Origin of the sequence: Frondihabitans sp. Leaf304, assembly GCF_001423105.1 — a bacterium.
In the GTDB taxonomy this organism is placed as follows: domain Bacteria; phylum Actinomycetota; class Actinomycetes; order Actinomycetales; family Microbacteriaceae; genus Frondihabitans.
The window spans coordinates 549,604-571,882 of record NZ_LMNV01000003.1; the positions used below are offsets into that span (position 1 = coordinate 549,604).

Genomic DNA, 22,279 nt, shown 5'->3' on the forward strand with positions numbered 1-22,279 from the left:
ATTCGGAACAAGCGAAAAGCGTGACGAATGTGCTGATGACGATGTGAATGGGTAGACGACAGATGTTGTGGAATTTCGTAGTGGAGCGGTGGGACCAAATCTGGTTCGCCTCCTGGCAGCATCTGTCACTGGTGATCCAGTGCCTGGTGCTCGCCGTCATCCTGGCTCTGGTGATCGCGGCGCTCGTCTACCGCAGCCGCACCTGGAGCGCTGTCGCCAACGGCGTCTCGGCGGTCGGTCTGACCATTCCGTCGTTCGCGCTGATCGGCCTCCTGATCGCGCCGCTCGGCTTCGGCGTCGTGCCCTCGGTCGTCGTCGTGACCTTCTTCGCCGCGCTCCCCGTTCTCCGCAACGCCGTGGTCGGCCTCAACGAGGTCGACCCCAGCATCGTCGAGTCGGCGCGCGGCATCGGCATGAGCAAGTTCCGCACCTTCCTCACCGTCGAGTTGCCGCTCGCCTGGCCGATCATTCTCACCGGGGTGCGCATCTCCGCGCAGATGGTGATGGGCGTCGCCGCCGTCACCGCCTACGCACTCGGCCCGGGTCTCGGCGGCTTCGTCTTCTCGGGGCTCTCCCGGCTCGGTGGCGCCAACTCCCTGCAATCAGTCGTCGTCGGGGTGGTGGGCGTCGTCGTCCTCGCCCTCGTCCTCGACCTCCTTCTCCTCGGCCTCGGCCGCCTGACCATCTCGCGAGGTATCCGTGTCGCACGCTGACTCCAAGAACGCTGACCCCACCACCACCATCGACAAGACCGCCGACTCCGGCCGCAGCATCCTGCTCGACCAGGTCACCAAGCGCTACCCGGGCCAGGCGAAGCCCGCCGTCGACGGCATCACGCTCGAGATCCCGGCCGGCCAGATCGTCATGCTCGTCGGCCCCTCGGGCTGCGGCAAGACGACGACGCTCAAGATGATCAACCGCCTGATCGAGCCGACCGAGGGCCGCATCGTCCTCGGCGACGACGACGTGACCGGTATCGACGGCGACGAGCTCCGCCGCCAGATCGGCTACGTGATCCAGGCCGGTGGCCTGTTCCCGCACATGACCGTGAGCCAGAACATCGCGGTCGTGCCGAAGATGCTGGGGTGGTCGAAGGAGCGCATCAGCGCCCGCGTCGACGAGCTGCTCGAATTGGTGTCGCTGGATCCTGCGGTCTACCGCGATCGGTTCCCGAAGGAGCTGTCGGGCGGACAGCAGCAGCGCATCGGCGTCGCCCGCGCACTCGCCGCCGACCCGCCCGTGCTGCTGATGGACGAGCCGTTCGGCGCCGTCGACCCGATCACGCGTCAGCGCCTGCAAGACGAGCTGATCAACATCCAGCACGAGCTGAAGAAGACCATCGTGATCGTCACGCACGACTTCGACGAGGCCGTGAAGCTCGGCGACTGGATCGTCGTCTTCTCGGAGGGCGCGCACATCGTGCAGTACGACACTCCGGAGCGGATTCTGGCCGAGCCCGCCAACGAGTTCGTCGAGAACTTCATCGGCGCCGGTGCCGGCCTCAAGCAGCTCACGCTGAACCGCGTGCGCGACGTCGAACTGGCCGAGGCGATCGTCGCCCACCCGGGCGACACCGCGTCGTCGGTGCTGGGCCGCGTGGAAGAGGCGGGCCACGGCCACGCAGTCATCGTCGACTCGCGCGAACGTCCGATCCGGTGGCCGTCGCGCCGTCAGCTCGGCCGCCTCGACACGATCCCCGCCGACGTCGACCCAGCGCTCCCCGTCGTCAGCCAGGGGTCGACCCTGAACGACGCGCTCGACACCATGCTCGTCTCGAGCGCGGGTGCCGCTCTCGTCACGGGTCAGCGCGACCGCTTCATCGGGGTCATCACGGTCGAGGTCGTCATGGAGGCGATCACGCGCTCGCGCCGTCTCGCCGCCGACGAGGCCTACAAGCCGGTCGGCACGAACACGGGAACGCTCGACGCGATTCCCGCGGTGACGCAGGCCGACGACTCCGAGCCGACCGAGGCTTCAGGATCCGCGTCCACCGTCGAGGCACCCCAGTGACCGACGTCGTAGCGGTCGAGAGGTCCAGCGGTACGACGAGCTGGCGCGGACTGCTGATTCAGCCCGCTGCCATCGCCCTCGTCTTCGTCGGCTTCGTCGTCTGGTTGATGACCGCCGACCTCACGCCGAGTGAACGCTCGACGCTCAACCCGTCCGACCTCGTCGACTACGCCGGTCAGCACCTCGCGCTGACCTTCGTGTCGGCGCTGATCGTGCTCGTGATCGCGATCCCTCTCGGGATCCTGCTCACCCGTCGCCCGTTCAACAAGGCCAGCGGCATCATCCTCGCGATCAGCAACTTCGGGCAGGCCGCACCGGCCATCGGCCTCGTCGTGCTCCTCGCTTTCTGGCTCGGCTTCAACTTCCGCTCGGCCGTCGTCGCGCTGGTGCTCTACGCGATCCTGCCGGTGCTGCGCAACACCATGATCGGCGTGCAGAGCGTCGATGCCCGCACGGTCGAGGCCGGGCGCGGCATGGGAATGTCGTCGTTCGCCGTCCTGATGAAGGTGGAGCTGCCGCTCGCCGTCCCGGTGATGCTCTCGGGCATCCGCACCGCGCTCGTGCTGCTGGTCGGCTCGGCCGCCCTCGCGACGTTCATCGGCGCGGGTGGACTCGGCCTGCTGATCACGACCGGCGTCACGCTCTACCTGCCCCGCGTGCTCATCTCGGGCGCCCTGCTCATCGCGCTCCTCGCGCTGCTCATCGACTGGCTCGGCCGTCTCGTCGAGCATTTCGCCACTCCGAAGGGACTCCGATGACCCGCACTCCTTCTGCCTCCGCTGCTGCCCGAATTCGAAGGAAAAACCGCCTCGGCGCAACGGAAACATCGCGATCGCAGGCCATCCAGCCGAGCTCTTCCTTCAAATTCGGACGCAAGCGACCCCGCGCCCTGCGCGCCTCGCTCGTCGGCGGCCTCGCCGTCGCCGCGCTCGCCCTCACCGGCTGCGGCCTCCAGCCCGCTACCGCGTTCGTTCCCGCCGTCGCGCCGGGCTCGATCAAGCACATCGACGGCCTCCCCGCCGACGCGAAGCTGACCGTCACCAGCAAGAACTTCACCGAGCAGCTGATCCTCGGCAAAATCGCCGTGCTCGCCGCGAGCGCCGCCGGCTTCGACGTCACGGATATGACCAACGTGCCCGGCTCGGTCCCGGTGCGGCAACTCATGCTGACGGGCGGCGCCGACGTGACGTACGAATACACCGGGACCGCGTGGCTGTCGTTCCTCGGCAACGCCGAGGGCATTCCCGACAAGGCCAAGCAGTACGCGGCAGTACGCGATGCTGACGCGAAGAATGGCCTCGACTGGCTCCAGCCGGCCCCACTGAACAACACCTACGCCATGGCCATTCGCTCGGAGGCCGCTAAGAAGCTCGGCGTCACCAAGGTGTCGGACATCGCGAAGCTCCCCGTCGCCGATCGCACCTTCTGCGTCGAGTCGGAGTTCAACTCGCGGGCCGACGGCTTCAAGCCGATGCTGAAGCACTACGGCCTCGAGCTCGGTGGATCGGGGAAGAACGGCGTGCCGTCCGGCAACGTCAGCATCCTCGACACGGGCGCGGTCTACACGGCCACCGACCAGGGCAAGTGCAACTTCGGCGAGGTCTACACGACCGACGGCCGCATCAACTCGCTCGGCCTGACTGTGCTCGACGACGACGAGAAGTTCTTCCCCGCCTACAACGTCGCGCCGGTGTTCCGCGCAGCAACGCTCGACAAGTACCCCCAGCTGAAAGAGGTGTTCGACCAGATCTCGCCGAAGATCACCGACACGCAGCTGCGCAAGTTAAACCTCCGCGTCGATGTCGGCGGCGAAGAGCCGGCCGACGTCGCCTTCGACTGGATGAAGAGCGAAGGGTTCGTCACCGCCGGCTGACCGGCCGGCATCTTCGCCCAGAGTGCGCATTTGGGGCTTCCGACTCGTCGTCGGGGCCCCATTTGCGTCCTCTCGGGAACCAGACGGGAGTCCAGGATCCGGGGATTGGCCCTTTCGACCGAACCGCGGGGCCCTCTACCGTGACCCTGTGCCTACCCCCGATTCCTTCCACGCCCCCGCTCGTATGAGACCGTTCGCTCAGGTCGACGTCTTCGCGTCGGATCCTTATCTCGGTAACCCGGTCGCCGTCGTGCTCGACGCCGACGGAATGACCGACGAGGCCATGGCGTCGTTCGCCCGCTGGACGAACCTCTCCGAGACCACGTTCGTGCTGCCGCCCACCTCGCCCGACGCCGACTACCGTTTGCGGATCTTCACGCCGAGTGAAGAGCTGCCGTTCGCGGGGCACCCGACGCTCGGGTCGGCGCACGCGTGGCTGGAGGCGGGCGGGCTGCCTCGGGCCGGCGGTGCTGACGGCTCCGGCTCCGGCTCCGGCTCCGGCTCCGGCGTGATCGTGCAGGAGTGCGCGGCCGGTCTCGTTACTCTTCGTCGCACCGACGGTCGTCTCGCCTTCGGCGCTCCCCCGACCATCCGCTCCGGCCCGGTCGACGAAGCCGACCTCGCTCGTGTGGCCACCGCACTCGGTGTCTCGCGCGCCGACATCGTCAGCCACCAGTGGATCGTCAACGGGCCGGAGTGGATGGGCATCGAGCTCGCCTCCGCCGACGCCGTGCTCGCCGTCGAGCCCGATTTCAGCGGCGTCCTCGATCTCGCGATCGGCGTCTTCGGCGCCTACCCCGAGGGCTCCCGACACGCCTTCGAGGTGCGCGGCTTCGTGCCGAACGTCGGAGTGGGCGAAGACCCCGTCACGGGCAGCCTCAACGCCGCCCTCGCGCAGTGGCTCCAGCGCGAGGGCCGGGCGCCGGCGTCGTACACGAACGGCCAGGGCACCCGGCTGCGGCGCGACGGCGTCGTGTCGATCGACGTTGATGCGGCGGGAGACGTGTGGGTCGGCGGGGCGACCACGACGATGATCCGCGGGAGCGTTCTGCTGTAGGTGCGTGGGGCGCGGATCCTGCGCTCTGTGTCTGTGCTCGCTTCTTTCTCTGCGCCGCTCTCGACGGCGCCGAGACTCCACAAATGGCCCATCCTGCCGCTGACGATGGGCCATTTGTGGAGTCTCGCCGCAGGAGCGCCGCTCGCCCGGGCGGCGAGACTCCACTCGTTGCGGGTGGCTGGGCGGCAGACCCGCAAGTGGTGGAGTCTCGCCGTAGGAGCGGCGCTCAGCCGGCGTCGAAGGCGAGAGGTCCGGCGAGCTGCGAGATCAGGAGGACGTGCTCGCGCATCTTCAGGCGCTGGAGGTTTTCGACGCGCTCCGGGCCACCGAGCGCAAGTAGCGGCACGTAGCCGAAGCACTCGTCGAATTCCGGCATACCCAACCGCTCGACGGCCGGGGCATACGAGCGCGCATCCAGCTCCGTGTCGAGGAACTCCTGGTCGTCGATCACCAGGAACAGCACCTCTAGATCAGCCACGAGCACAGTAACCACGCCGCGGCGGAATCGGAGGATGTTCAGGTAGCCGCGCTCCCACACGACCACGTCGGCGAAGGCGGTTGCGAAGACAGCCACCGCGTCGTCGTGACCGGGGTAGGTCTCGGCCAGAATCGGTGCCCACTCGGCCGGGTCGACAAGTCGGAGGTATCCACCCGCACCGGTAGCGAGGCCGGCCTCCCGCCACAGGGCCGAGATCTCGTGAGGAACACGAGCCGAGTGTTCCCGGATCGACGTCTCAGGCATCGCGGCGACAGAAGCAAACGGAGGCATTGAGTTCAGCTTTCTAGAGACCGAGGTCAAGCTCGCGCAGCGCGAGCCCCTCGGGAATCTCACCCGTCTCGTAGTAGGCGAGGTAGATGGCGGCGGCCTCTTCGGCGGCGAAGACCTCGGTCGGCTGTACCTCGAGAGTGTGCTGCCCGAAGGGAATGCTGACCCACGGGACGTTTGTCGGGCTCGACGACGAGGATCCGACGGCGAACTGGCTGGCGACTCCATCAACCGTGCGCCGCAACTCGATAGACATCGCGGTGGCTGATCCCGCCGACTGCAGGTAGTTCTCATCGGCTGCTCGAGTGGCTGATGCATCACCGAGAGCGGCCCCCGCCGGAAGCTTCCAGAGCGCAAGAGAGAACAGGCTCGTCCCGTTCAATCGGCCGAGCATCCCCGCGAGGGTGTTTGAGACGGGGCCTTCCGAGTCGTCGAGGGGGATCTTGGTAAATCCGTTGACGGTCGTGACATGCGTTGCGATCAATTTATGGAACCTCAATTACTTTGACGGACGTTATCGTTATCCGTTTACCGTGCAGGATCGCAGTTGCGGGGTGATCCAGACTCACCGATTCATCAAAAAGTCGTTGGGGATTTGTCGCTGACCTGTACTTCGACATGGCGTTGCCGCTCTTCACTTCGACTCCCGTGTAGCTGAGGTCTGCGTTTTGGACTAGCCCGTCATATCGACGGCCCTGAACGAAGTTCTCACTCTTTGCTAGAACCTGGTCGGAGATCGGCGTCTTTCCATAGATCTCCGCGTACTGCTGCAATCCAAACGCTTCTTTGTTCTTGCTGAGCGTGTCGGCTCCCGTGTAATGCCCGAAAACGTCTCGGCCATCCCCGCGGTCGATACCACGAAGGGCTTCTTTCTCCTCTGCGGTCAACGTCCTCGAGGCCGCGGCAGAACCTCGACTCGAAACGACCGCGCTCTCCACCACCACCTTCTCGCCGACACGACGCGTGCCGGCGGCGACCGCACCGCCGCCCGGCAGGAGCATGCCCCACAGCAGGTCTTCGCCGATGTTGGCCTCGGAGCCGTAGACGGCACCGTCGACGACGGCTCCCGAAGTGCTGGCGACGACTCCCTGGAGCACGTAGCCGGCGGCCATCGGCGCGATGCGCACGGCGAGCGCCTCGATGGCCACGCTGAGACCGCCGACGCCGGTGACGGTCTCGGCGACGACGCCCGCGGCGGTGATGGTCGACTCGACGGCCTCGGTCAGCCAGACGACGATGCGTCCCACGCTCGTGGCGGTCTCGGCGGTCACCGCGCCGGCGCCGACGGCGTCCGAGATGCCGAGGGTGAGCGGGGTCAGCAGTGCGCTGGCCGCGACGGTCCCGGCGATCATGGCGGCGAGCTTGGCCAGTTCCGCAGTGGTGTCGTTGCGCGCCTTCTCGATGGCGTCGGCGCGCGCCCGGCAGCCCGTGGCGATAGCCCGGGCCTGGCTGGCGAGGCCGTCGACGACGGTTCGCACCGACTGCATCTTCTGCTCGATCGACGGGATCTCGGGCGAGGTGAAGCCCGACACGTGCGACAGCGGCCCGGTGGTGTCGATGCCGTCGAGCGCACCGGCGTAGGTCTCCCAGGCGCTCCCCGCAGACCGGAGCTTGCCGGTGTCGCCGTCGGGCCAGGCCATGCCGATGAGGTCGGCGACGTAATCGAAACCCCAGGGGAAGTCGCGGTTGCCACCGTGGGACGACGGCGGAGAACCGATGCTGATGGTCGAGGGGGTGGCGGGAGCGGCCACGTCGGATCCTGCTCTCCCGTTCGAGGCGTGAGCCTCGGCGAGCGCGTGGTTGTACCCGGTGACGTGCAGCCCGACGGCGAGGGAGTCGATCGCGGTGAGGAGGGAGCCGGTGTCGGTCGTCACGCTCCGGGCGGCCTCGTCGTAGCTGGTGGCCCAGGTCTGACCGGCGTCGTCGGATCCGGCCATGCCTCCGCTCCCGCCGAGCGACGAGAGCAGTGCAGAAGAAGACGAGCTCAGGATCCGAATGAGGTCACGGGTCGCGACCCCCGCATCCACGTATCCGGTCGGGTCGACGTCGATCAGGTAATCGCCCATGCTCACGACCACCCCGCCCGGTTGTGCGCGGCGACGGCGTCGTAGGCCGTTCCCGCGGCGGCTGCGATCTTCGCGATGTCGGCCATGGCCTCGGCCATGGTCGCGGCTCCGGCAGACCACTCCTGGTGGAGAGCAGCGAACTGGGCTTGCGCGTCTCCTGACCAGTCGCCCGAGACGCGCCCCGCGGTCCCCTCGACGTGATCGCGGAGGGCGTGGCAGTACTCGGTCATGCGGCCGAGTTCGACGACGAGTTCGTTCAGCGAAGCGCCGACGGCTTTGTGGCGGGTCATCGGGCCTGCCCCGGGGTGCCGATGCGACCGCTGGGTGTTGCAGCCGGGGTCGTTGTCACCTCAGAACTCGCTGAGGCGGAGGCGACGTGGGTCTCAGTGTCGGCGTAGGTCGACGCGGATTCGGCGAGGAGCCGGGAGATGCCGGCGAGGGCGTCTTGCACCGTCGCTGCCCCCTGCAGCCACTCCGTCCAGTCGCTCGCGAAGGCGTCGGCCGCGCCTCCCGCCCAGTCGGCTCCGATCAGCCCCGAGACGAGTGACTGGCAGGCGGCGACCCGACCCTCGAACTCGACGAGGTGCTCGGCGACGTCGGCACTCGCAGCCTCGACCGCCTCCGATGACACGCGGAATTCCGCCATGCTCTCCCCCTTCACCCGCTTTCGACGCTAAACGAGGTGATGCGCAGGCCGCAAGCCTGCAGGGGGTGCACTTATGCCCCCGAAATCCTTATGCCCCCGAAATCGAGACTCCAGTAGATGCGGGTGCTGACGACGCCTACCCGCATCTACTGGAGTCTCGCGACATCGCCGCGCAGCAGCGCGCGAGCGAAGCGGGGCAGCGCGCGAACGGTAGCGTGGAACCATGACCGAACTCGACGAGGCCATCGAACGATTCGTCCGGCCCCGGCGCGGAATCGAGGCGCTCCCCGTCGAATCGGAGGAGGTCGCCGGGTCGTGGGCCCTCCAGTCTCTGCTGGCCGAGACCGCGATCGCACTCCGCCGACGCGGGATCGAGCCCGTCACGACCGTCATGCTCGGTCGGGCCGCGAACGGTGCGCCGATCTACAAGAGCGTTGCGCCGTGCTGGCCGCTTGAGATCTTCGCACTCACGGCCCGCGGGGTCGCGCTGCCGTATTCGATGCTGACGCAGGATGTTCCGGGGATGGATCCGCCACCGCGCATCGACGCTCCCGTCGTCTGCGTGCGCCCCACTCCGATCGCGGTCGGCCCCGGGCCGGGCGGCGTCGAGGTGAATCGGCGCGGGCAGCTGCTGTGGCGGTGGGCCGCGACGGGGTCAGCGAATCCTTCGGCTCTGCCGTGGACGACCGGGTTCCGCGAGCGCTTCGACGCCAACTGGTCGGAGCACCGCTCGGGCCCGCTCGTCGAGCCGGTCGCGTTCGCCGTGGTGGATCACCTGGCGGGCCGGATCGAGCGCGGCGTCATCCACTGAGCCCCGCGCGGGCGGCGCACGGTGTCGACGCACCCCCTGATGGCCAGATAACCCCCGATTGCCAGGCTGATTGAGGCCAACCGGGGGTGCGTCGCGAGCTACCCGCCCACGCGCAGCGACGACCGAGCTGAGTGACGGGCCGCCGGATCCTTTGGTCGTCGAATCGACAGCGCGAGCACTAGCGACGCGATCACCACCAGGAGCGCGAGCGTGACCTCTCCGGTTCCCCAGCCGAGCCCGCTGCGGGCGGGCGAGACGCCCATCCAGTCGGCGAACGAGGCGCCAATCGGTCGGGTCACGATGTAGGCGAACCAGAACGCCAGGATCGGGCCGAAAAGCCCCGACGCGTACCCGGCTGCGGGAACAGCGATGACGACCGCGAACAGAATGCCCGAGGCCAGATAGCCGAGGTGCAGAGTCGAGGCGGTGAGGTCACCGGTCGCCGTTCCGAGGGCGAACGTCGCGAGCACGGTCGCCCAGTAGAACGTCTCGCGGCGCCGGGTCGTGACGCTGTGGATCGACAGGGTGCCCTCGCTGCGACGCCAGGCGACCAGCACGACCGCGAGCGTCACCGCGAAGACCGGTGCCGACACCAGGTAGGGCACGTCGAGCCCGACGTGGATCACATCGGCGCACATCGTGCCGAAGACGCTCACCATCACGACCGCGAACCAGTACAGCGCGGGAATGTAGCGGGCCGACCGGAACTGCAGCACCATCGCGGCCACGAAGAGCACGAAGCCGATGCCGACACCCAGCACGGGGTTCAGGTGGGTGACGAGAAAATCCGAGCCCGTCTCGCCGGCGCCCGTTGTCACGACCTTCACGATCCAGAACAGGGCGGTCACCTCGGGAACCTTGCTGAGGGCAATGCGGGAGCTCGTCATGCCCGAAGCCTGCGACCGCCCCTCTCAGAATCGACGAAGAATCGGCGAGGAATCGAAACCAGGATCCGCACCTCACTCGTCGATCGGCAGCTCAAGGGCCATGGCCGTACCTGCGGCCGACGTGTGTTCGACTCGAACCGTGCCGCCCTGACGCGTCGCGATCTCCCGCACGAGCGCGAGCCCGATTCCGAAGCTCTGGCGCCCACCCTCGACGCCGTCGCCGCCGGAGTGGGCGAACCGATCGAAGACCCGCTCCGGGGCGATGCCCTGGATTCCGGCGCCCTCGTCGGCCACGACCAGCCGAAGCGACCCGCCTGCCCGGTCGAGCGCGACCGACACCGTTGATCCGGTCGGCGAGTGCGCGAGGGCGTTGTCGACGAGCGCGACCACGCAGCGCCGAAGGGCCGCCACCGAGATGCGGACGCGGGCGAGATCGTCGACGTCGACGCTAAGCCGCACCCCCCGTTCGGCGGCGAGGATCCGCAGCGAGTCGACGGCCTCGACGATCACCGGCCCGGCGACGAGCGGGTCGGGGCGAGCCTGACCCCCGCCCGCCGCCAGCAGCAGGTCGGTGACGATGTCGACGAGCGCGCGCGAGTCGGCTCGGAGCTCGGCGACCGTCGCGGCCGCGTCGCCGGTGCTCGGCGGGTTGGCACTGGCGAGTCGGCGCTCGAACACCTGGATGCGCGCGTCGAGCACCGACAGCGGAGTGCGCAGCTCGTGGCTCGCGTCGGCGACGAACTCCCGCTGCAACCGCAGGGCGTCACCGAGCGGCCGGACGGCCCGACGGGCGATGAACCAGCTCACGAGGCCCGCGAAGAGCACCGCGCCGATGCCGATCACGACGAGACCCTGATAGACGTCCGACGTGTCGACGTAGACCCGGGCGACGCCGGACGCGTCACGGTCGATCTGCTCGCGCGGCAGCGACTGATGGAGGATGAAGACGATGGCCACCACGACGATGCCCAGCACGAGGATCGCCGAGGCCAGCATGATCTGCAGGCCGATCGAGAGCGAGGCGCGGCGGGTCGCACGCGAGTCGGCATCGGGGGTGGCCGCGGATCCTCGTCGTCGTGACCGACTCACAGTGCCCCCAGTCGGTAGCCGCGATTGCGGACGGTGAGCACGACGTCGCGCTCGGTCTTCTTGCGGAGGTAGTGCACGTAGGTGTCGACCGTGCCGAGCTGCTCGCCGTCGGGGAACACGGTGCGCAGCAGGTGCTCTCGAGAAAAGGTGCGCTCCGGCTCGCGGGCCAGGACGCGCAGCAGCTCCGACTCGCGATCGGTCAAAACGACCCGGCTCCCATAGGGCGACGACATCACCCGGTCGTCGGGAGAGAACGACCACTCGCCGATCGGGAGCATCGACGCCCCACCCGAGAACGACCGAGTCAGTGCCCGCAGTCGAGCGAGCAACTCGTCGAACTCGAACGGTTTGACCAGGTAGTCGTTCGCCCCGCTGTCGAGGCCATCCACCCGATCGCCGACCGTGCCGAGGGCGGTCAGCATCAACACCGGCGAAGTCATGCGCCCTTTGCGCAGGGCCTCGACGATCTGGAGCCCGTCGAGCGAGGGCAGGCGACGGTCGACGACCATCACGTCGAAGTCGCCGTCCAGGCCCGCAATGAGCCCCGCCCGGCCATCGACGTGTCTCACCACGTCGTAGACCTCGGCCAGCACCTCCTCGATGAGCGGCCCGAGCGCGGGGTCGTCCTCGATGAGCAGCAACCTCTGCCGAGCGGACGATGGCGTCATGACTGCAGGCTAGCTGGCCGTACCGGCGGCGCGCCGGCCGCGGACGTAGCGCAGGATCCCACTGATCACGATGGGCAGGACGGAGACGATCACGACGAGGATCGCGAGCACATCGATGTGAGTCCGCACGAACGGGATCTGCCCGAGCACGACGCCGAGCACACTGACGACGAGGGTCCAGGCGAAGGCGCCGGTCAGGTTCCAAAGCAGGAATTGGCGGTAGGGGTAGAGACTCGTCCCCGCCGCGAGCGGCACGTAGGTGCGGACGACGGGCACGAAGCGGCCGAGGATCAGGGCGGGGCCGCCGTACTTCGCGAAGAACGTCTCGGCCTCCCCGAGATACCGGGTCTTGAGCACTCGGGCGTCGGGCTGGAAGAGCCGTCGCCCGAAGCGGTGGCCGAGCCAGTAGCCGACCTGGTCGCCGAGAGACGCTGCGGCGAAGGCGACCAGGATCACCGACCAGACCGGCACGTGGATGACGCCGCTCGAGGCGAGAAGCCCCGCCGTGAAGAGCAGCGAGTCGCCCGGAAGGAACGGGAAGAGGAGCCCCGACTCGACGAAGACCATCAGGCCGAGGCCGACGAGGACGGCCGGGCCCATCGAGGTGAGGAACGACTGCGGGTCGAAGATCATGCGTTCTCCCGGTGGGCTGCTGTGCGGTCGGTGGGGTGGGCGGCGCGACGGGTCGCGGATCGATAGGTCAGCGGCAGGAGGAATCGATTCGACGCGGCCACGACGCCGGGCGCCACGGCGAGCGACCACGCGATCGAGGCGATGACGTCGCTCGGGTAGTGGACGCCGTCCGACACGAGGCTGAGCGCGACCACCGCGACGGCCACCATGCCGACCGCCGCGACGGCCGGCCGATAGCTCTTGCCCGCAGCCAGCAAGTAGAAGGTCAGGGCGAGGGTGGCGATGAACGCCATGTGCCCGCTCGGATACGACGGGTCGACCTCGGCGACGCCCAGGTGGTTCGCGAAGGCCCACGCGTCGGGCCGCGGGCGCTGCACGATCAGCTTCACGACGTCGCTCGAGATCCAGGTGACGGCGACCGTGAGGGCGAAGGTGCCCGCGAGACGGAGGTCTCTGGTCGCCAGGGCGATCACGCCGACGATCACGACGGTGATGCTCACCGCCTCGATCGGGCTGAACGCGGCGTACACCCCCGAGCCGACCGCCCCGACGAAGCCGATGTGCAGCGTGTTGAGCGCCTGCACGCCGGCCAGGTCGAGTCGAGTCATCGGCCCCGTCTTGGCGACGAGCAGGCCGAATGCCACGACGATGACGATGGCGGCGACGCTGAATGCGTTCCGGTTGCCGAGACCCGGCCGACACCGGAGGAGGGCAGGTCCGCCGGACGCGCCGAGTGATGGATTCGTTGAGAGCATCGAGACGGTGGGACTCGTCGGGGGCGCGGCGTGGGTCATGGACTCACCCTCCGGGCCGACCTCTGAGAATTCATGAAGAAACGGCGCGGTCAGCACCCGACTCGGTGCTCGTGGGGGCGCCTCGGCGGATCCCCCCCCTGAATCGACAGGCCGGTCACGAGCACCAGGATGACGCCGAGGAACAGAACGCTCGTACCGGTGGTTCCGAGCCCGAGCCCGCCGTCGGCGCTTGGCTGCGACAGAAGGTCACCGGTGGAGGCACCGAGCGGACGGGTGAGGATATACGCGATCCAGAACGCGACCACGGCGTTGAGCTTCACGACGTAGTAGAGGAACGCGACGACAGCAATTGCGGCGGCGAAGACGATGAGCGACAGGACGTAGCCGAGATTGAGACGCTCGGCGAGAAGGTCGCCGGCCGCCGTGCCGAGAGCGAAGGTGAACAGCACCGTCAGCCAGTAGAACGCTTCCCGGCGGGTGGAGCGGATGGAGTGGATCGAGAGGGTTCGTTCGACGGCGAACCAGGCCACAAAGGTTCCCGTCAGCAGCACTGCGAAGACGGCGGCCGTCACTGGAAGGGGTACGCCGAGGTTGTCGGTGAGGTTGTCGGTAATGAGTGTGCCGACGACGCTGATGAGCACGATCGCGAGCCAGTAGACGGCTGGCACGTAGCGCTGCAGACGGAACTGCGCGATGAGGGCGATGACGAGCAGAACGGCCATGAAGATCGAGGTCAGAGCGAGGCCGAAGCCGAGGGTCACGTTGAGGTAGTCAGCGAAGGTCTCGCCGACCGTGGTGGCCAGCACCTTGATGATCCAGAAGACGGCGGTGACTTCGGGCACCTTGTTCAGCAGCTCCCGCGGTGAGCGAGGGAGCCTAGCGGGCTGGAAAGAGTGGGCGGCGTTGGTCATGGGGTCGACTTCCTATCGTGGACGGCGTGGTAGGCGTGGGGTGACGGGAGCACTCCATCGGAGACCGTTCAGGCAGTCGACTCTCGCGACGCGAAGAATCGTCTAAGAACCCCCGCCGCGGCCGCCTCGCGACAAGGACCACGGAGACTCGCCGTAGGCTTCACTCATCACCTGTGTTCACCGACGAACAGCCCCCGGCTCCTCGGCAATCGACGATCAGTCAGTCACGACCCTCCCGCCTTCGCGCGGTCGGCATGCGATGGGGTCCACGTCTCCAGACTGAAAGATCCGCCTCCGCATGCACGAAATCATCTACACGCTGACCGACGAAGCGCCCCGCCTCGCGACTGCCGCTCTTCTCCCCATCGTGCAGGCGTACGCGGAGAAGGCCGGTGTGCACGTCGAGACCCGTGACATCTCGTTGGCGGCGAGGATCCTGGCGAAGTTCCCGGAACACCTGCGTCCGGAGCAACGTCAGCCCGACGCCCTCGAGGAACTCCGGGCCCTGATCTCGGAGCCGACGACGAACATCATCAAGCTCCCCAACGTGTCTGCGTCACTGCCGCAGCTGCAGGCTGCGATCGCGGAGCTGCAGCAGGCCGGTTACGCCGTGCCCGACTACCCAGCCGCTTCCTCCGACCCGGCGAGCGAGACGATTCGGTCTCGGTACAACGCCCTGAAGGGGTCGGCCGTGAATCCGGTCCTCCGGCAGGGCAACTCCGACCGGCGTGCACCGGCCTCCGTGAAGGCCTACGCCCACAAGCACCCCCACCCCATGGGCCCCTGGAGCCCGGAGTCGAAGACGCACGTCGCCACCATGACTGCCAACGATTTCCGCGACACCGAGAGATCCACCATCGTCCCGGCCGACGGCCCGGTCACCATCGAGTTGGTCGGCGACGACGGCACCCACGCACCACTGCGAGAGCCCCTGATGGTCGGAGCTCACGACGTCATCGACGCGGCGGTCCTGCGAGTGGGGCCTCTTCGCGAGTTCCTCGCCGAGCAGCTCGACCGCGCGCGAGAGGACGACCTCCTCTTCTCGGTGCACCTCAAAGCCACGATGATGAAGATCTCGGATCCGATCCTCTTCGGTCACGCCGTCCGCGCGTACTTCCACACCGTTTTCGACGCGCACGGCGATGCCCTGGTAGCCGCCGGTATCAACCCCGATGACGGCCTCGCCGCACTGTTCGCCCGGCTGGAAAACCTTCCCGACGGTGCGACCATCCGGTCGGCCTTCGACGACGCTCTGGCCGCCGAGCCGAAGCTGGCCATGGTCGACGTGGCCCGTGGCATCACGAACCTGCATGTGCCGAGCGACGTCATCGTCGACGCCTCCATGCCCGCCATGATCCGCTGGTCGGGTCAGATGACAGGGCCGGACGGATCCAGCCACGAGACCCTAGCCGTCATCCCCGACTCCAGTTACGCCGGTTTCTACCAGACCGTCATCGACGACTGCCGCATCAACGGCGCCTTCGACCCGGCGACTCTCGGCACCGTGCCGAACGTGGGCCTCATGGCCGGTGCCGCCGAAGAATACGGCTCGCAAGACACCACCTTCGAAATCCCCCGCGACGGGAGGGTGCTCGTCAGAGACGCTGCCGGAACGGTCCTCTTCGAACATGAGGTGGCCCAAGGCGACATCTGGCGGATGTGCCGCACCCGCGACGACGCCATCAGAGACTGGGTCGCTCTCGCCGTCAAGCGCGCCACAGCAACCCACGCCCCCGCCGTCTTCTGGCTGGACTCGTCGCGCGCCCACGACACCGTCATCGCGCGGCTCATCACGAGCTACCTGGCTCTGCACGACACCACCGGGCTCGACGTCACGATCATGGCGCCCGTCGACGCGATGACCTTCACCCTGGAACGATTCCGCCGGGGGGAAGAGACGATCTCCGTCACCGGGAACGTGCTCCGCGACTATCTGACCGACCTCTTCCCCATCATGGAGCTCGGCACCAGCGCCAAGATGCTGTCGGTCGTCCCCCTCCTCGCCGGCGGCGGACTCTTCGAAACCGGCGCCGGCGGAACCGCCCCGCGGCTCCTCGACCAGCTCCGCGACGAGAACCACTTCCGGTGGGACAGCCTCGGCGAATATCTCGCTCTTGCGGCCAGCTTCGACCACCTCGCCACCACGACCGGCGACGCCGGAATCCGTGCCCTCGCCGACACCCTCGACCGCGCCACCGCGACGCTGCTCGACGAGAACAAGAGCCCCGCCGACGACGTCGGCACCATCGACAACCGTGGCAGCCACTTCTCCCTCGCTCTCTACTGGGCCCAAGAGCTGAGCCGCCAAACGACCAGCCCCGACCTCAAGGCCGTGTTCACCCCGCTTGCAGAACAGCTCTCCTCCCACGAGGCCGCTATCGAGGGCGGCCTCACCGGGGCGCAAGGCCACGAGCAGGATCTCGCTGGCCACTATCTACTCTCCGACGCGGTTCTCGCCGACGTGATGCGGCCGTCGTCCCTCTTGAACGAGATCGTCGACAGCTTCGGCACTCACCAGTTCGGGGCACCGGTCAGCACGCGAGCCTGAACGCCGAGAGGCCGTTCGCCCGGACTGGGGGGTTAAACCACCCCTTTCCCGTTCGCCGTCTGCCCTAGGATTCAGAAAAAGCAGCCGAGATCACATCGGCCGCGCCTGACAACACGGGGGAACACCATGTCCGCACCACGTCTGCGCCGCCGCGCGCTCACGATCACCGCCGCTCTCGCCGGCACCGTCGGGCTCGCGCTTGGCGGCATCGCACCCGCGAACGCCGCGGCGCCGGTTGCAGCAGCTCCGGCAGCGGCTCCGGCCCAGAGCGCGACCGCGTCGAGCCGCGCCCTCGACGCGCTGCACAACACCGACTTCGGAACGCCCGCCAGTCGAGCGGCCGTCGCCCAGGCGTTGAACGGGACCGCTGCCGGATCCTCGACGCTTCCGTCGTCGTCGCTCCAGCGCAGCGCGACCACCGACGCGGTACGCCCGGCTCCCGCCGGCGCGATCCCGGCCGCGAAGGTCGACCCGAACGCGGCCGCTGGCGGCGGGTTCGCCCAGGCCGTTCTGGGAGACGAGCTCTACGGCGTGAGCTTTGACTGGAACGGCGGCGAGACGAGCCTCGAACGCTGGACAAAATTCGGCTGGAAGCCCGTCGCGGGCGCTCCCGAGGATCTTGATGACCAGGTCGTCGTCGTCGGAAACCGGCTCTACATCACGGTCACCACCTACTCCCGCAGCGGCAACGCCACGGTAAACCTCATGAGCTACGACGGCACCACGTTCACCTCGGTCAAGACCTTCAAAAACGACGTCACCCTCGCTGTCGCAGGGTCGTACCTCACCATCGTGGAAGACGCCGGCGAGTACGGCGAGGACTCCTATAGCGAGAAGTCGATCCTGACCCGCTACGACGGCACGACCTTCTCGACGCCGATCGAGACGACGAAGTCTCTCGACGACTCCATCGCCATTGGCGACACACAGTACTTCTTGGTCCTGAGCCGGACGTCGAGCGCTGCCGCAATCTACCGTGTCGACGCCGCCGGGCTCACCCGTATCGGCTCGTCGCCTTATGCGCTCTCGGGCGCTGAGTGGAAGGGCGCCTACTACTTCGGCGGCGTCTCCGGGAACTCCGATGCCGCCGCCCTCTACCGGTTTGACGGCAAGGGTGCACCGACCCCGGTCACCACTGGCGTGTCTTTCAAGAACGCCATCTCGGTGCCGGCCGTCGGCGTGTACGACGGCGAGCTCGAGTTCACCAACCAGACGAAGGGCAAGCGCGCGACGCTCTACAGCTTCGACGGCACGACGACGTCGAGTGATGGCCCCATCGGGGGAAGCGGCGAGCAAATCGGTTTCTTCCAGGAGTTCGACTCGAAGCTGTTCTACGCCGCGTACGACTACGAAGACGGCATCAGCACCTACATCTACGACAAGAACGCCAAGGCCGGCACCCCGATCGAGTCGACCGTCCCCACCGTCGCCGGAACCCCGAAGGTCGGCAAGAAGCTGACCGCTGTCCCCGGCGACTGGACCGCCACCGCCAAGCTCTCGTACCAGTGGTCGGTCGACGGCAAGGCCATTGCCGGGGCGACCAAGCAGTACCACACGGTCGCGCCCGCCGAGCTCCGTCGCACCCTGACCGTCAAGGTCTCAGGATCCGGCCCGGCCTTCGTCACAGCCACCCAGACCAGCGCCTCGACCGCTGCCGCCCTCCCCGGCACCTTCGCGCTGAAGCCCGTCATCTCGGGCAAGACCGTCGTCGGCTCGAAGCTGACCGCTGTCACGTCAGGCCTTACGCCGAAGTCGGCCACGCTCACCTACCGCTGGTTGCGCGATGGCAAGCCGATTTCCGGCGCCACCAAGAAGACGCACACCGCGTCGAAGGGTGACGTCGGCACGAGCCTGACCGTCAGCGTCAAGGCGTCAAGCCCCGGCTACAGCACCGCCTCGGCGACGAGCGCGGCCAAGAAGGTCACGACGAAGAAGTAGTCGCGCAACGCCAAAGGGCGAGTGTTCGGTGGCCTGGTGAGGTCGGATCCTAGGATCCGGTTCTCTTACCACCACCGATCACTCGTCTTTGTGCTGTCGTGCCCGACTATGCGGCGGGCTGCAACCCGCCGAGGTCGAGGGAGGCCGTCAACTCCCGCAGAATCATGATGATGCGCTTGGACTCGCGCGGAGAGAGCCCCTCGAGCAATGCACGGATGCCGTGCCGAGAGTCGCCGAGCGCATCGTCGAGCGCAGTGGTCGCGGCGACGGTCAGGTGCAGCAGATGGCCCCGCCCGTCTCGGGGGTTCTCGGTCCGGGTCACGAGGCCGCGCTCCATCAGACGTGCCACGATGAGCGTGCTGGCGCCGTTGGTCACCCCGAGGGCCCGCGCGATATCGAGGGCCCTGACGGGCTGGTCGAGATTGTCCAGGCGGGCCAGGTAATCGAGGGCCATGATCTCGTTGGCCCGGAGGTGCAGCAGATCTCGAAGCCGCCAGCGAAGGAGAGCGTCGGCGGTCTGGAGGGCAGACACAGCTTCGAGAAGCGCCACAGGCGTGGCAGGGGCGACGGGCGTTACTTGCGGTTCGCTGTCGTCGTGCTCGTCGACGAGCGGAGCGGAGCGTGAGCTCATGGAGGACCTTCCGTAGTGGGGTCCGCGAGCATCCGTCATCAGTCGGTGAATATCCGCAGGAAGCAATCGAAGCACACTTCTCTTGCCGCGCTCTCACCTGCCCCGTCTCTCAGGCCCTCCGCACCACCCCCGAGGGAGCAGGAATGACAAAGCGTCGAGGGAGTGGCGGTATGCGCATCCAGACGGAACGCTCCTCCCCCGTGTGATCGACCCAGCGGACCAGAAGCTCTTTGCCGGCGATGAACTCGACGACCTCGGCTCCGGAGCAGACCCCGAGCCCGCTCTGCTTTCGCAGGCGCCCCGCCGTTGCCACGGCTGCGGTGTGGAGGAGCGGTCGCACGTGGACGTCTCTCACCGTGTTTCGCCCCGTGTTGCGGAGCACCAGAGTCGTGCCGGCAGTCGAAGTGCGCGTACGCCTCTTCGTCGGTTCGTCAAGGTAGGTCAGGGTGAAGGGCCCGGCCCGCTGCCCGGTGATGGCCTGCACGATCGGGATGACGGGGTGGTGCACGTCAGACCTGTGGCCTGAAATCGGCAGGACCGTCACGGTCTAGGCGCGGTGAGTGGTCGCGACGCGACGGCGACGGATGCTCGTCACCAGCAGCGCGATGCCGCCGATGAGAAGGAGCCCTGCTGCCGCGAAGGCGCCGACCGAGTTGCTGCCGGTGTAGGCGAGTTCGGTGCCTGTCCCTGTTCCAGTGCCGGTGCCTGTCCCTGTTCCAGTGCCGGTGCCTGTCCCTGTTCCGGTGCCTGTGCCGGTGCCGGTGCCGGTGCCCGTGCCTGTCCCTGTTCCAGTGCCGGTGCCGGTGCCCGTCCCCGTGCCTGTTCCGCCTGTGGGAGTGCGGACGGTGACGACGTAGGTCTCCGAGTCAGGCGGCGTGGTGCCGTTGCTGGCCGTGACCGTGACGGTGGTCTTGCCGGGGGTGGTCGGGGTACCGGAGATGACGCCGGTGGTGCCGTTCAGCGTCAGACCCGCGGGAAGAGGTGTGGACGTATAGGTGGGTGTCGGGGTTCCGGTCGCGGTGACGGGGAACGAGTACGGCGTGCCCGCGGTCGCGGTCGTCGGAGCGCCCGAGGTGATCGTGGGCGCAACCGTCTCGGACGGGGTTCCCGGAGTGGGGCAGCCGGTGGGTGCGGTGATCGTGTTCGTGTCGAGCGTCACGGCCCCGGTGCGAGCGAGAAGCCGACCCACGATGGTGGCGCTCGTGGTCGCCGTCACCGACTGCTGGGCGAGGACCGTGCCACGGAACTGCGCGGCGGTGCCGATCGTCGCCGAGCTGCCGACCTGCCAGAAGACGTTGCACGCCGATGCGCCACCCGTGAAGGTGATGCGCGTCGCGGAGCCGATGGTCAACGTCGAGGCGGCCTGGAACACCCAGACCGAGTTCGCGCTGCCGGCGAGAGTGAGGGCGCCGTTGTTCCTGAGCGCGAGTGCTCCACCTGTGTAGACGCCGGGGCTCAAGCTCAGACCGTTGAGCTCGCTGAGTCCCTTACGGGTCGGCGTGAGAGAGGCGGCGACGTTGTACGCCGTCGTGGTATCGGCCTGCGCCTGGGTCGCCGCGGCGTCAGTCTGATGGACCGTACCGTTGACGACGCCGTTCGGAGCTCCGCCGAAGCCGGTGATCGAGGTGCCGGGTGAGACGCCGAGGTCTCCGGTGACGACGGTGGGGCCGGTGTTGGTCACGGCACTGGCGCCGAGGACTCCATAGGTGGCGGCGGTGCCGAGGTTGACCGGCCCATCGATGACGGTCGCCGCCGACGCGGTCGATGCGGCGCCGAGCGCGAGAGCAGAAGCGAGTCCGATGCCGGTCGCAACCACGAAGAGCGGGCGGAAGATGGGCGTTCTGGCCATGATGGCCCCTGCCTAAGTGGGAGAGGCACGTGTGCGGTCGTCGACGACGCCCGCGTGATCCCCGGTACTTGAGGTATACCCCACGAGTGGCCGTACGGGAAGACTGGTTCACAGATTCACCTAAGTCGTCGCAATTCGGCTGTCGTTTGGTTCACGAAATCAATCAACCTGGCAAAGTGCCTGGCTTTTCGGAGAACGGGAGAAAAAAGCGCTTACTTGACACATGTCGGCCGGCATCCCCAGGGGTGGGGCTGTTTAGCTGGGCTCGGTCAGAGCCCCACGGCATAGGTGCAGGTCACGCGATTTCGGGTCGCACAACCGCACCTTGATGGGGGTGACACGCTTCGGGTCGTGGCACCCCATCAACCCCCGCATTCCGCGGGCTGGACATCACCCCGCTGGGGTGACGCAGAAGGTATTCCAGGCCGTATGGACGGCCTTGCGGTGCAACGCGTCGATCCCGGCGTACGACTGTGACCTCGCGGCGTCGACCGCGTGCGAGCAGCGCGGGGTTGCGGCCACATCTTCGGCGTCGCCGAGGGAGTCGACGAGAGCGTCGTCGATCGCGTTGAGCTGCTGACGGATCGTGGCCAGGTCGGGAGCGGTGCTCGGCGCCGTCTCGGGATCGTGGGTCCACCGGACGAAGAGGCCGCGCTGAACGACCTTGCTGGCATCGATCTGCGCTCTTACGACTCGGGTGACGAAGGCGGGGTCGATGCCGCGCTGGGTTGCCCGGGCCACTGCGGCGTCGACCACGGCCTGCTCGCGGACGGGGTCGCTGATCGGCCTCCCACTCACCCATTTCGACTCGGCTACGGGGTCGGCGAGAAGAAGGCGACGAAGAACAAGCGCGGAGATCGCCGAGAGGCGGTCGCGCTGTGACACGACCGTCGTTGAATCCGACGCGGAAGCCGACGCCGCCTGGTCGGCCTGCACTGCCGATGCCCGGCTCGGCCCTGCCGCCACCAGCACGCTGGCGGCGACCAGACCCACTGTCGCTATGACGGCACTTCTCCGGAGGCGACGCGCTGAACCTTGTGCGGGCCGCGCACCCGATGTCGAGGAGCGAAGGGAAAGGGTGGTCATTGGCGGGGTTCCTTTCTGAACCAGGCACGAACGCTCCGCCAGAAACCAGCTGCGG

The 22,279-nt window shown here is 67.7% G+C and carries 23 protein-coding genes; 8 read left to right on the plus strand and 15 right to left on the minus strand.

Going from position 1 to position 22,279, the window contains the following annotated elements; all coding sequences use genetic code 11:
- Positions 1–62: 62 nt before the first annotated feature.
- The 5 genes from ASF54_RS12855 (at position 63) to ASF54_RS12875 (ending at position 4,940) form a co-directional block, all read left to right on the plus strand.
- The gene (locus ASF54_RS12855) at positions 63–713 is read left to right on the plus strand and encodes an ABC transporter permease (protein WP_370544314.1); all 651 of its coding nucleotides are present in this window, start codon (positions 63–65) and stop codon (positions 711–713) included.
- On the plus strand, positions 700–2,010 hold the full coding sequence (locus ASF54_RS12860; protein WP_055963591.1) for an ATP-binding cassette domain-containing protein: 1,311 nt from the start codon (positions 700–702) through the stop codon (positions 2,008–2,010). Before ASF54_RS12855 ends, ASF54_RS12860 begins: the two co-directional genes overlap by 14 nt.
- Positions 2,007–2,768, plus strand: coding sequence for an ABC transporter permease (locus tag ASF54_RS12865; protein ID WP_055963594.1), 762 nt, complete (start codon positions 2,007–2,009; stop codon positions 2,766–2,768). The genes ASF54_RS12860 and ASF54_RS12865 overlap by 4 nt, the downstream gene beginning before the upstream one ends.
- Positions 2,765–3,883 (plus strand): glycine betaine ABC transporter substrate-binding protein, encoded by a 1,119-nt coding sequence (locus ASF54_RS12870; RefSeq protein WP_084816255.1) that lies wholly within the window; start codon positions 2,765–2,767, stop codon positions 3,881–3,883. Before ASF54_RS12865 ends, ASF54_RS12870 begins: the two co-directional genes overlap by 4 nt.
- A gap of 184 nt (positions 3,884–4,067) precedes the next feature.
- Complete coding sequence (locus ASF54_RS12875) at positions 4,068–4,940, plus strand: PhzF family phenazine biosynthesis protein (protein WP_055963596.1); 873 nt, start codon at positions 4,068–4,070, stop codon at positions 4,938–4,940.
- A gap of 226 nt (positions 4,941–5,166) precedes the next feature.
- Here the strand turns inward: ASF54_RS12875 and ASF54_RS16680 are convergent, their stop codons facing one another.
- From ASF54_RS16680 to ASF54_RS12900, 5 genes are read right to left on the minus strand one after another with little or no spacing between them, the layout of a single operon-like run.
- Positions 5,167–5,709, minus strand: a complete 543-nt coding sequence (locus ASF54_RS16680) for a T6SS immunity protein Tdi1 domain-containing protein (protein WP_055963599.1) — start codon at positions 5,707–5,709, stop codon at positions 5,167–5,169.
- A gap of 13 nt (positions 5,710–5,722) precedes the next feature.
- Entirely contained in the window at positions 5,723–6,190 is a 468-nt protein-coding gene (locus ASF54_RS16685) for a hypothetical protein (protein WP_055963602.1), read from the minus strand.
- Between the two features lies 1 nt (position 6,191).
- On the minus strand, positions 6,192–7,772 hold the full coding sequence (locus ASF54_RS12890) for a WXG100-like domain-containing protein (RefSeq protein WP_442855788.1): 1,581 nt from the start codon (positions 7,770–7,772) through the stop codon (positions 6,192–6,194).
- 2 nt (positions 7,773–7,774) lie between these two features.
- The gene (locus ASF54_RS12895) at positions 7,775–8,062 is read right to left on the minus strand and encodes a WXG100 family type VII secretion target (protein WP_055963608.1); all 288 of its coding nucleotides are present in this window, start codon (positions 8,060–8,062) and stop codon (positions 7,775–7,777) included.
- Positions 8,059–8,418 (minus strand): WXG100 family type VII secretion target, encoded by a 360-nt coding sequence (locus tag ASF54_RS12900; protein ID WP_055963612.1) that lies wholly within the window; start codon positions 8,416–8,418, stop codon positions 8,059–8,061. Before ASF54_RS12900 ends, ASF54_RS12895 begins: the two co-directional genes overlap by 4 nt.
- A gap of 223 nt (positions 8,419–8,641) precedes the next feature.
- Here ASF54_RS12900 and ASF54_RS12905 point away from each other — a divergent pair, with 223 nt between their 5' ends.
- Positions 8,642–9,229, plus strand: a complete 588-nt coding sequence (locus ASF54_RS12905; protein WP_055963615.1) for a hypothetical protein — start codon at positions 8,642–8,644, stop codon at positions 9,227–9,229.
- 98 nt (positions 9,230–9,327) lie between these two features.
- On the opposite strand, the gene ASF54_RS12910 is transcribed toward ASF54_RS12905, so the two are convergent.
- From ASF54_RS12910 to ASF54_RS12935, 6 genes are all read right to left on the minus strand, one after another.
- Positions 9,328–10,116, minus strand: a complete 789-nt coding sequence (locus ASF54_RS12910; protein ID WP_055963618.1) for a COG4705 family protein — start codon at positions 10,114–10,116, stop codon at positions 9,328–9,330.
- Positions 10,117–10,188: 72 nt separating this feature from the next.
- On the minus strand, positions 10,189–11,205 hold the full coding sequence (locus ASF54_RS12915) for a sensor histidine kinase (protein WP_055963623.1): 1,017 nt from the start codon (positions 11,203–11,205) through the stop codon (positions 10,189–10,191).
- Entirely contained in the window at positions 11,202–11,873 is a 672-nt protein-coding gene (locus tag ASF54_RS12920; RefSeq protein WP_055963626.1) for a response regulator transcription factor, read from the minus strand. Before ASF54_RS12920 ends, ASF54_RS12915 begins: the two co-directional genes overlap by 4 nt.
- Positions 11,874–11,882: 9 nt before the next feature.
- A complete protein-coding gene (locus ASF54_RS12925) occupies positions 11,883–12,506 on the minus strand; it encodes a DedA family protein (protein ID WP_055963628.1) in 624 nt (207 codons plus the stop codon).
- Complete coding sequence (locus ASF54_RS12930; protein WP_123943206.1) at positions 12,503–13,300, minus strand: phosphatase PAP2 family protein; 798 nt, start codon at positions 13,298–13,300, stop codon at positions 12,503–12,505. Before ASF54_RS12930 ends, ASF54_RS12925 begins: the two co-directional genes overlap by 4 nt.
- 50 nt (positions 13,301–13,350) lie before the next feature.
- The gene (locus ASF54_RS12935) at positions 13,351–14,172 is read right to left on the minus strand and encodes a COG4705 family protein (RefSeq protein WP_055963634.1); all 822 of its coding nucleotides are present in this window, start codon (positions 14,170–14,172) and stop codon (positions 13,351–13,353) included.
- Positions 14,173–14,470: 298 nt separating this feature from the next.
- On the opposite strand from ASF54_RS12935, the gene ASF54_RS12940 reads away from it, so the two are divergent.
- Positions 14,471–16,720 carry an NADP-dependent isocitrate dehydrogenase gene (locus tag ASF54_RS12940; RefSeq protein ID WP_055963637.1) on the plus strand — a complete coding sequence of 750 codons (2,250 nt, stop codon included), beginning with the start codon at positions 14,471–14,473 and terminating at the stop codon, positions 16,718–16,720.
- 126 nt (positions 16,721–16,846) lie between these two features.
- The gene (locus ASF54_RS12945) at positions 16,847–18,658 is read left to right on the plus strand and encodes a hypothetical protein (RefSeq protein ID WP_055963640.1); all 1,812 of its coding nucleotides are present in this window, start codon (positions 16,847–16,849) and stop codon (positions 18,656–18,658) included.
- A gap of 106 nt (positions 18,659–18,764) precedes the next feature.
- On the opposite strand, the gene ASF54_RS12950 is transcribed toward ASF54_RS12945, so the two are convergent.
- The 4 genes from ASF54_RS12950 to aroQ all read right to left on the minus strand — a co-directional run bounded on the left by ASF54_RS12950 (position 18,765) and on the right by aroQ (position 22,224).
- On the minus strand, positions 18,765–19,289 hold the full coding sequence (locus tag ASF54_RS12950) for a MarR family winged helix-turn-helix transcriptional regulator (protein WP_055963643.1): 525 nt from the start codon (positions 19,287–19,289) through the stop codon (positions 18,765–18,767).
- 109 nt (positions 19,290–19,398) lie between these two features.
- Positions 19,399–19,797, minus strand: a complete 399-nt coding sequence (locus tag ASF54_RS12955; RefSeq protein WP_055963646.1) for a hypothetical protein — start codon at positions 19,795–19,797, stop codon at positions 19,399–19,401.
- 39 nt (positions 19,798–19,836) lie between these two features.
- Entirely contained in the window at positions 19,837–21,138 is a 1,302-nt protein-coding gene (locus ASF54_RS12960; RefSeq protein WP_055963648.1) for an ice-binding family protein, read from the minus strand.
- Positions 21,139–21,528: 390 nt separating this feature from the next.
- Entirely contained in the window at positions 21,529–22,224 is a 696-nt protein-coding gene (aroQ, locus tag ASF54_RS12965) for a gamma subclass chorismate mutase AroQ (RefSeq protein WP_084816258.1), read from the minus strand.
- Positions 22,225–22,279 lie beyond the last annotated feature (55 nt).

Coding starts and splice junctions, on each gene's coding strand:
- ASF54_RS12855 (WP_370544314.1), top strand. CDS start 63: ATGTTGTGGAATTTCGTAGTGGAGCGGTGGGACCAAATCTGGTTCGCC.
- ASF54_RS12870 (WP_084816255.1), top strand. CDS start 2,765: ATGACCCGCACTCCTTCTGCCTCCGCTGCTGCCCGAATTCGAAGGAAA.
- ASF54_RS12875 (WP_055963596.1), top strand. CDS start 4,068: ATGAGACCGTTCGCTCAGGTCGACGTCTTCGCGTCGGATCCTTATCTC.
- ASF54_RS16680 (WP_055963599.1), bottom strand. CDS start 5,709: ATGCCTCCGTTTGCTTCTGTCGCCGCGATGCCTGAGACGTCGATCCGG.
- ASF54_RS12890 (WP_442855788.1), bottom strand. CDS start 7,772: ATGGGCGATTACCTGATCGACGTCGACCCGACCGGATACGTGGATGCG.
- ASF54_RS12895 (WP_055963608.1), bottom strand. CDS start 8,062: ATGACCCGCCACAAAGCCGTCGGCGCTTCGCTGAACGAACTCGTCGTC.
- ASF54_RS12900 (WP_055963612.1), bottom strand. CDS start 8,418: ATGGCGGAATTCCGCGTGTCATCGGAGGCGGTCGAGGCTGCGAGTGCC.
- ASF54_RS12905 (WP_055963615.1), top strand. CDS start 8,642: ATGACCGAACTCGACGAGGCCATCGAACGATTCGTCCGGCCCCGGCGC.
- ASF54_RS12910 (WP_055963618.1), bottom strand. CDS start 10,116: ATGACGAGCTCCCGCATTGCCCTCAGCAAGGTTCCCGAGGTGACCGCC.
- ASF54_RS12920 (WP_055963626.1), bottom strand. CDS start 11,873: ATGACGCCATCGTCCGCTCGGCAGAGGTTGCTGCTCATCGAGGACGAC.
- ASF54_RS12925 (WP_055963628.1), bottom strand. CDS start 12,506: ATGATCTTCGACCCGCAGTCGTTCCTCACCTCGATGGGCCCGGCCGTC.
- ASF54_RS12930 (WP_123943206.1), bottom strand. CDS start 13,300: ATGACCCACGCCGCGCCCCCGACGAGTCCCACCGTCTCGATGCTCTCA.
- ASF54_RS12935 (WP_055963634.1), bottom strand. CDS start 14,172: ATGACCAACGCCGCCCACTCTTTCCAGCCCGCTAGGCTCCCTCGCTCA.
- ASF54_RS12940 (WP_055963637.1), top strand. CDS start 14,471: ATGCACGAAATCATCTACACGCTGACCGACGAAGCGCCCCGCCTCGCG.
- ASF54_RS12945 (WP_055963640.1), top strand. CDS start 16,847: ATGTCCGCACCACGTCTGCGCCGCCGCGCGCTCACGATCACCGCCGCT.
- ASF54_RS12950 (WP_055963643.1), bottom strand. CDS start 19,289: ATGAGCTCACGCTCCGCTCCGCTCGTCGACGAGCACGACGACAGCGAA.
- ASF54_RS12960 (WP_055963648.1), bottom strand. CDS start 21,138: ATGGCCAGAACGCCCATCTTCCGCCCGCTCTTCGTGGTTGCGACCGGC.
- aroQ (WP_084816258.1), bottom strand. CDS start 22,224: ATGACCACCCTTTCCCTTCGCTCCTCGACATCGGGTGCGCGGCCCGCA.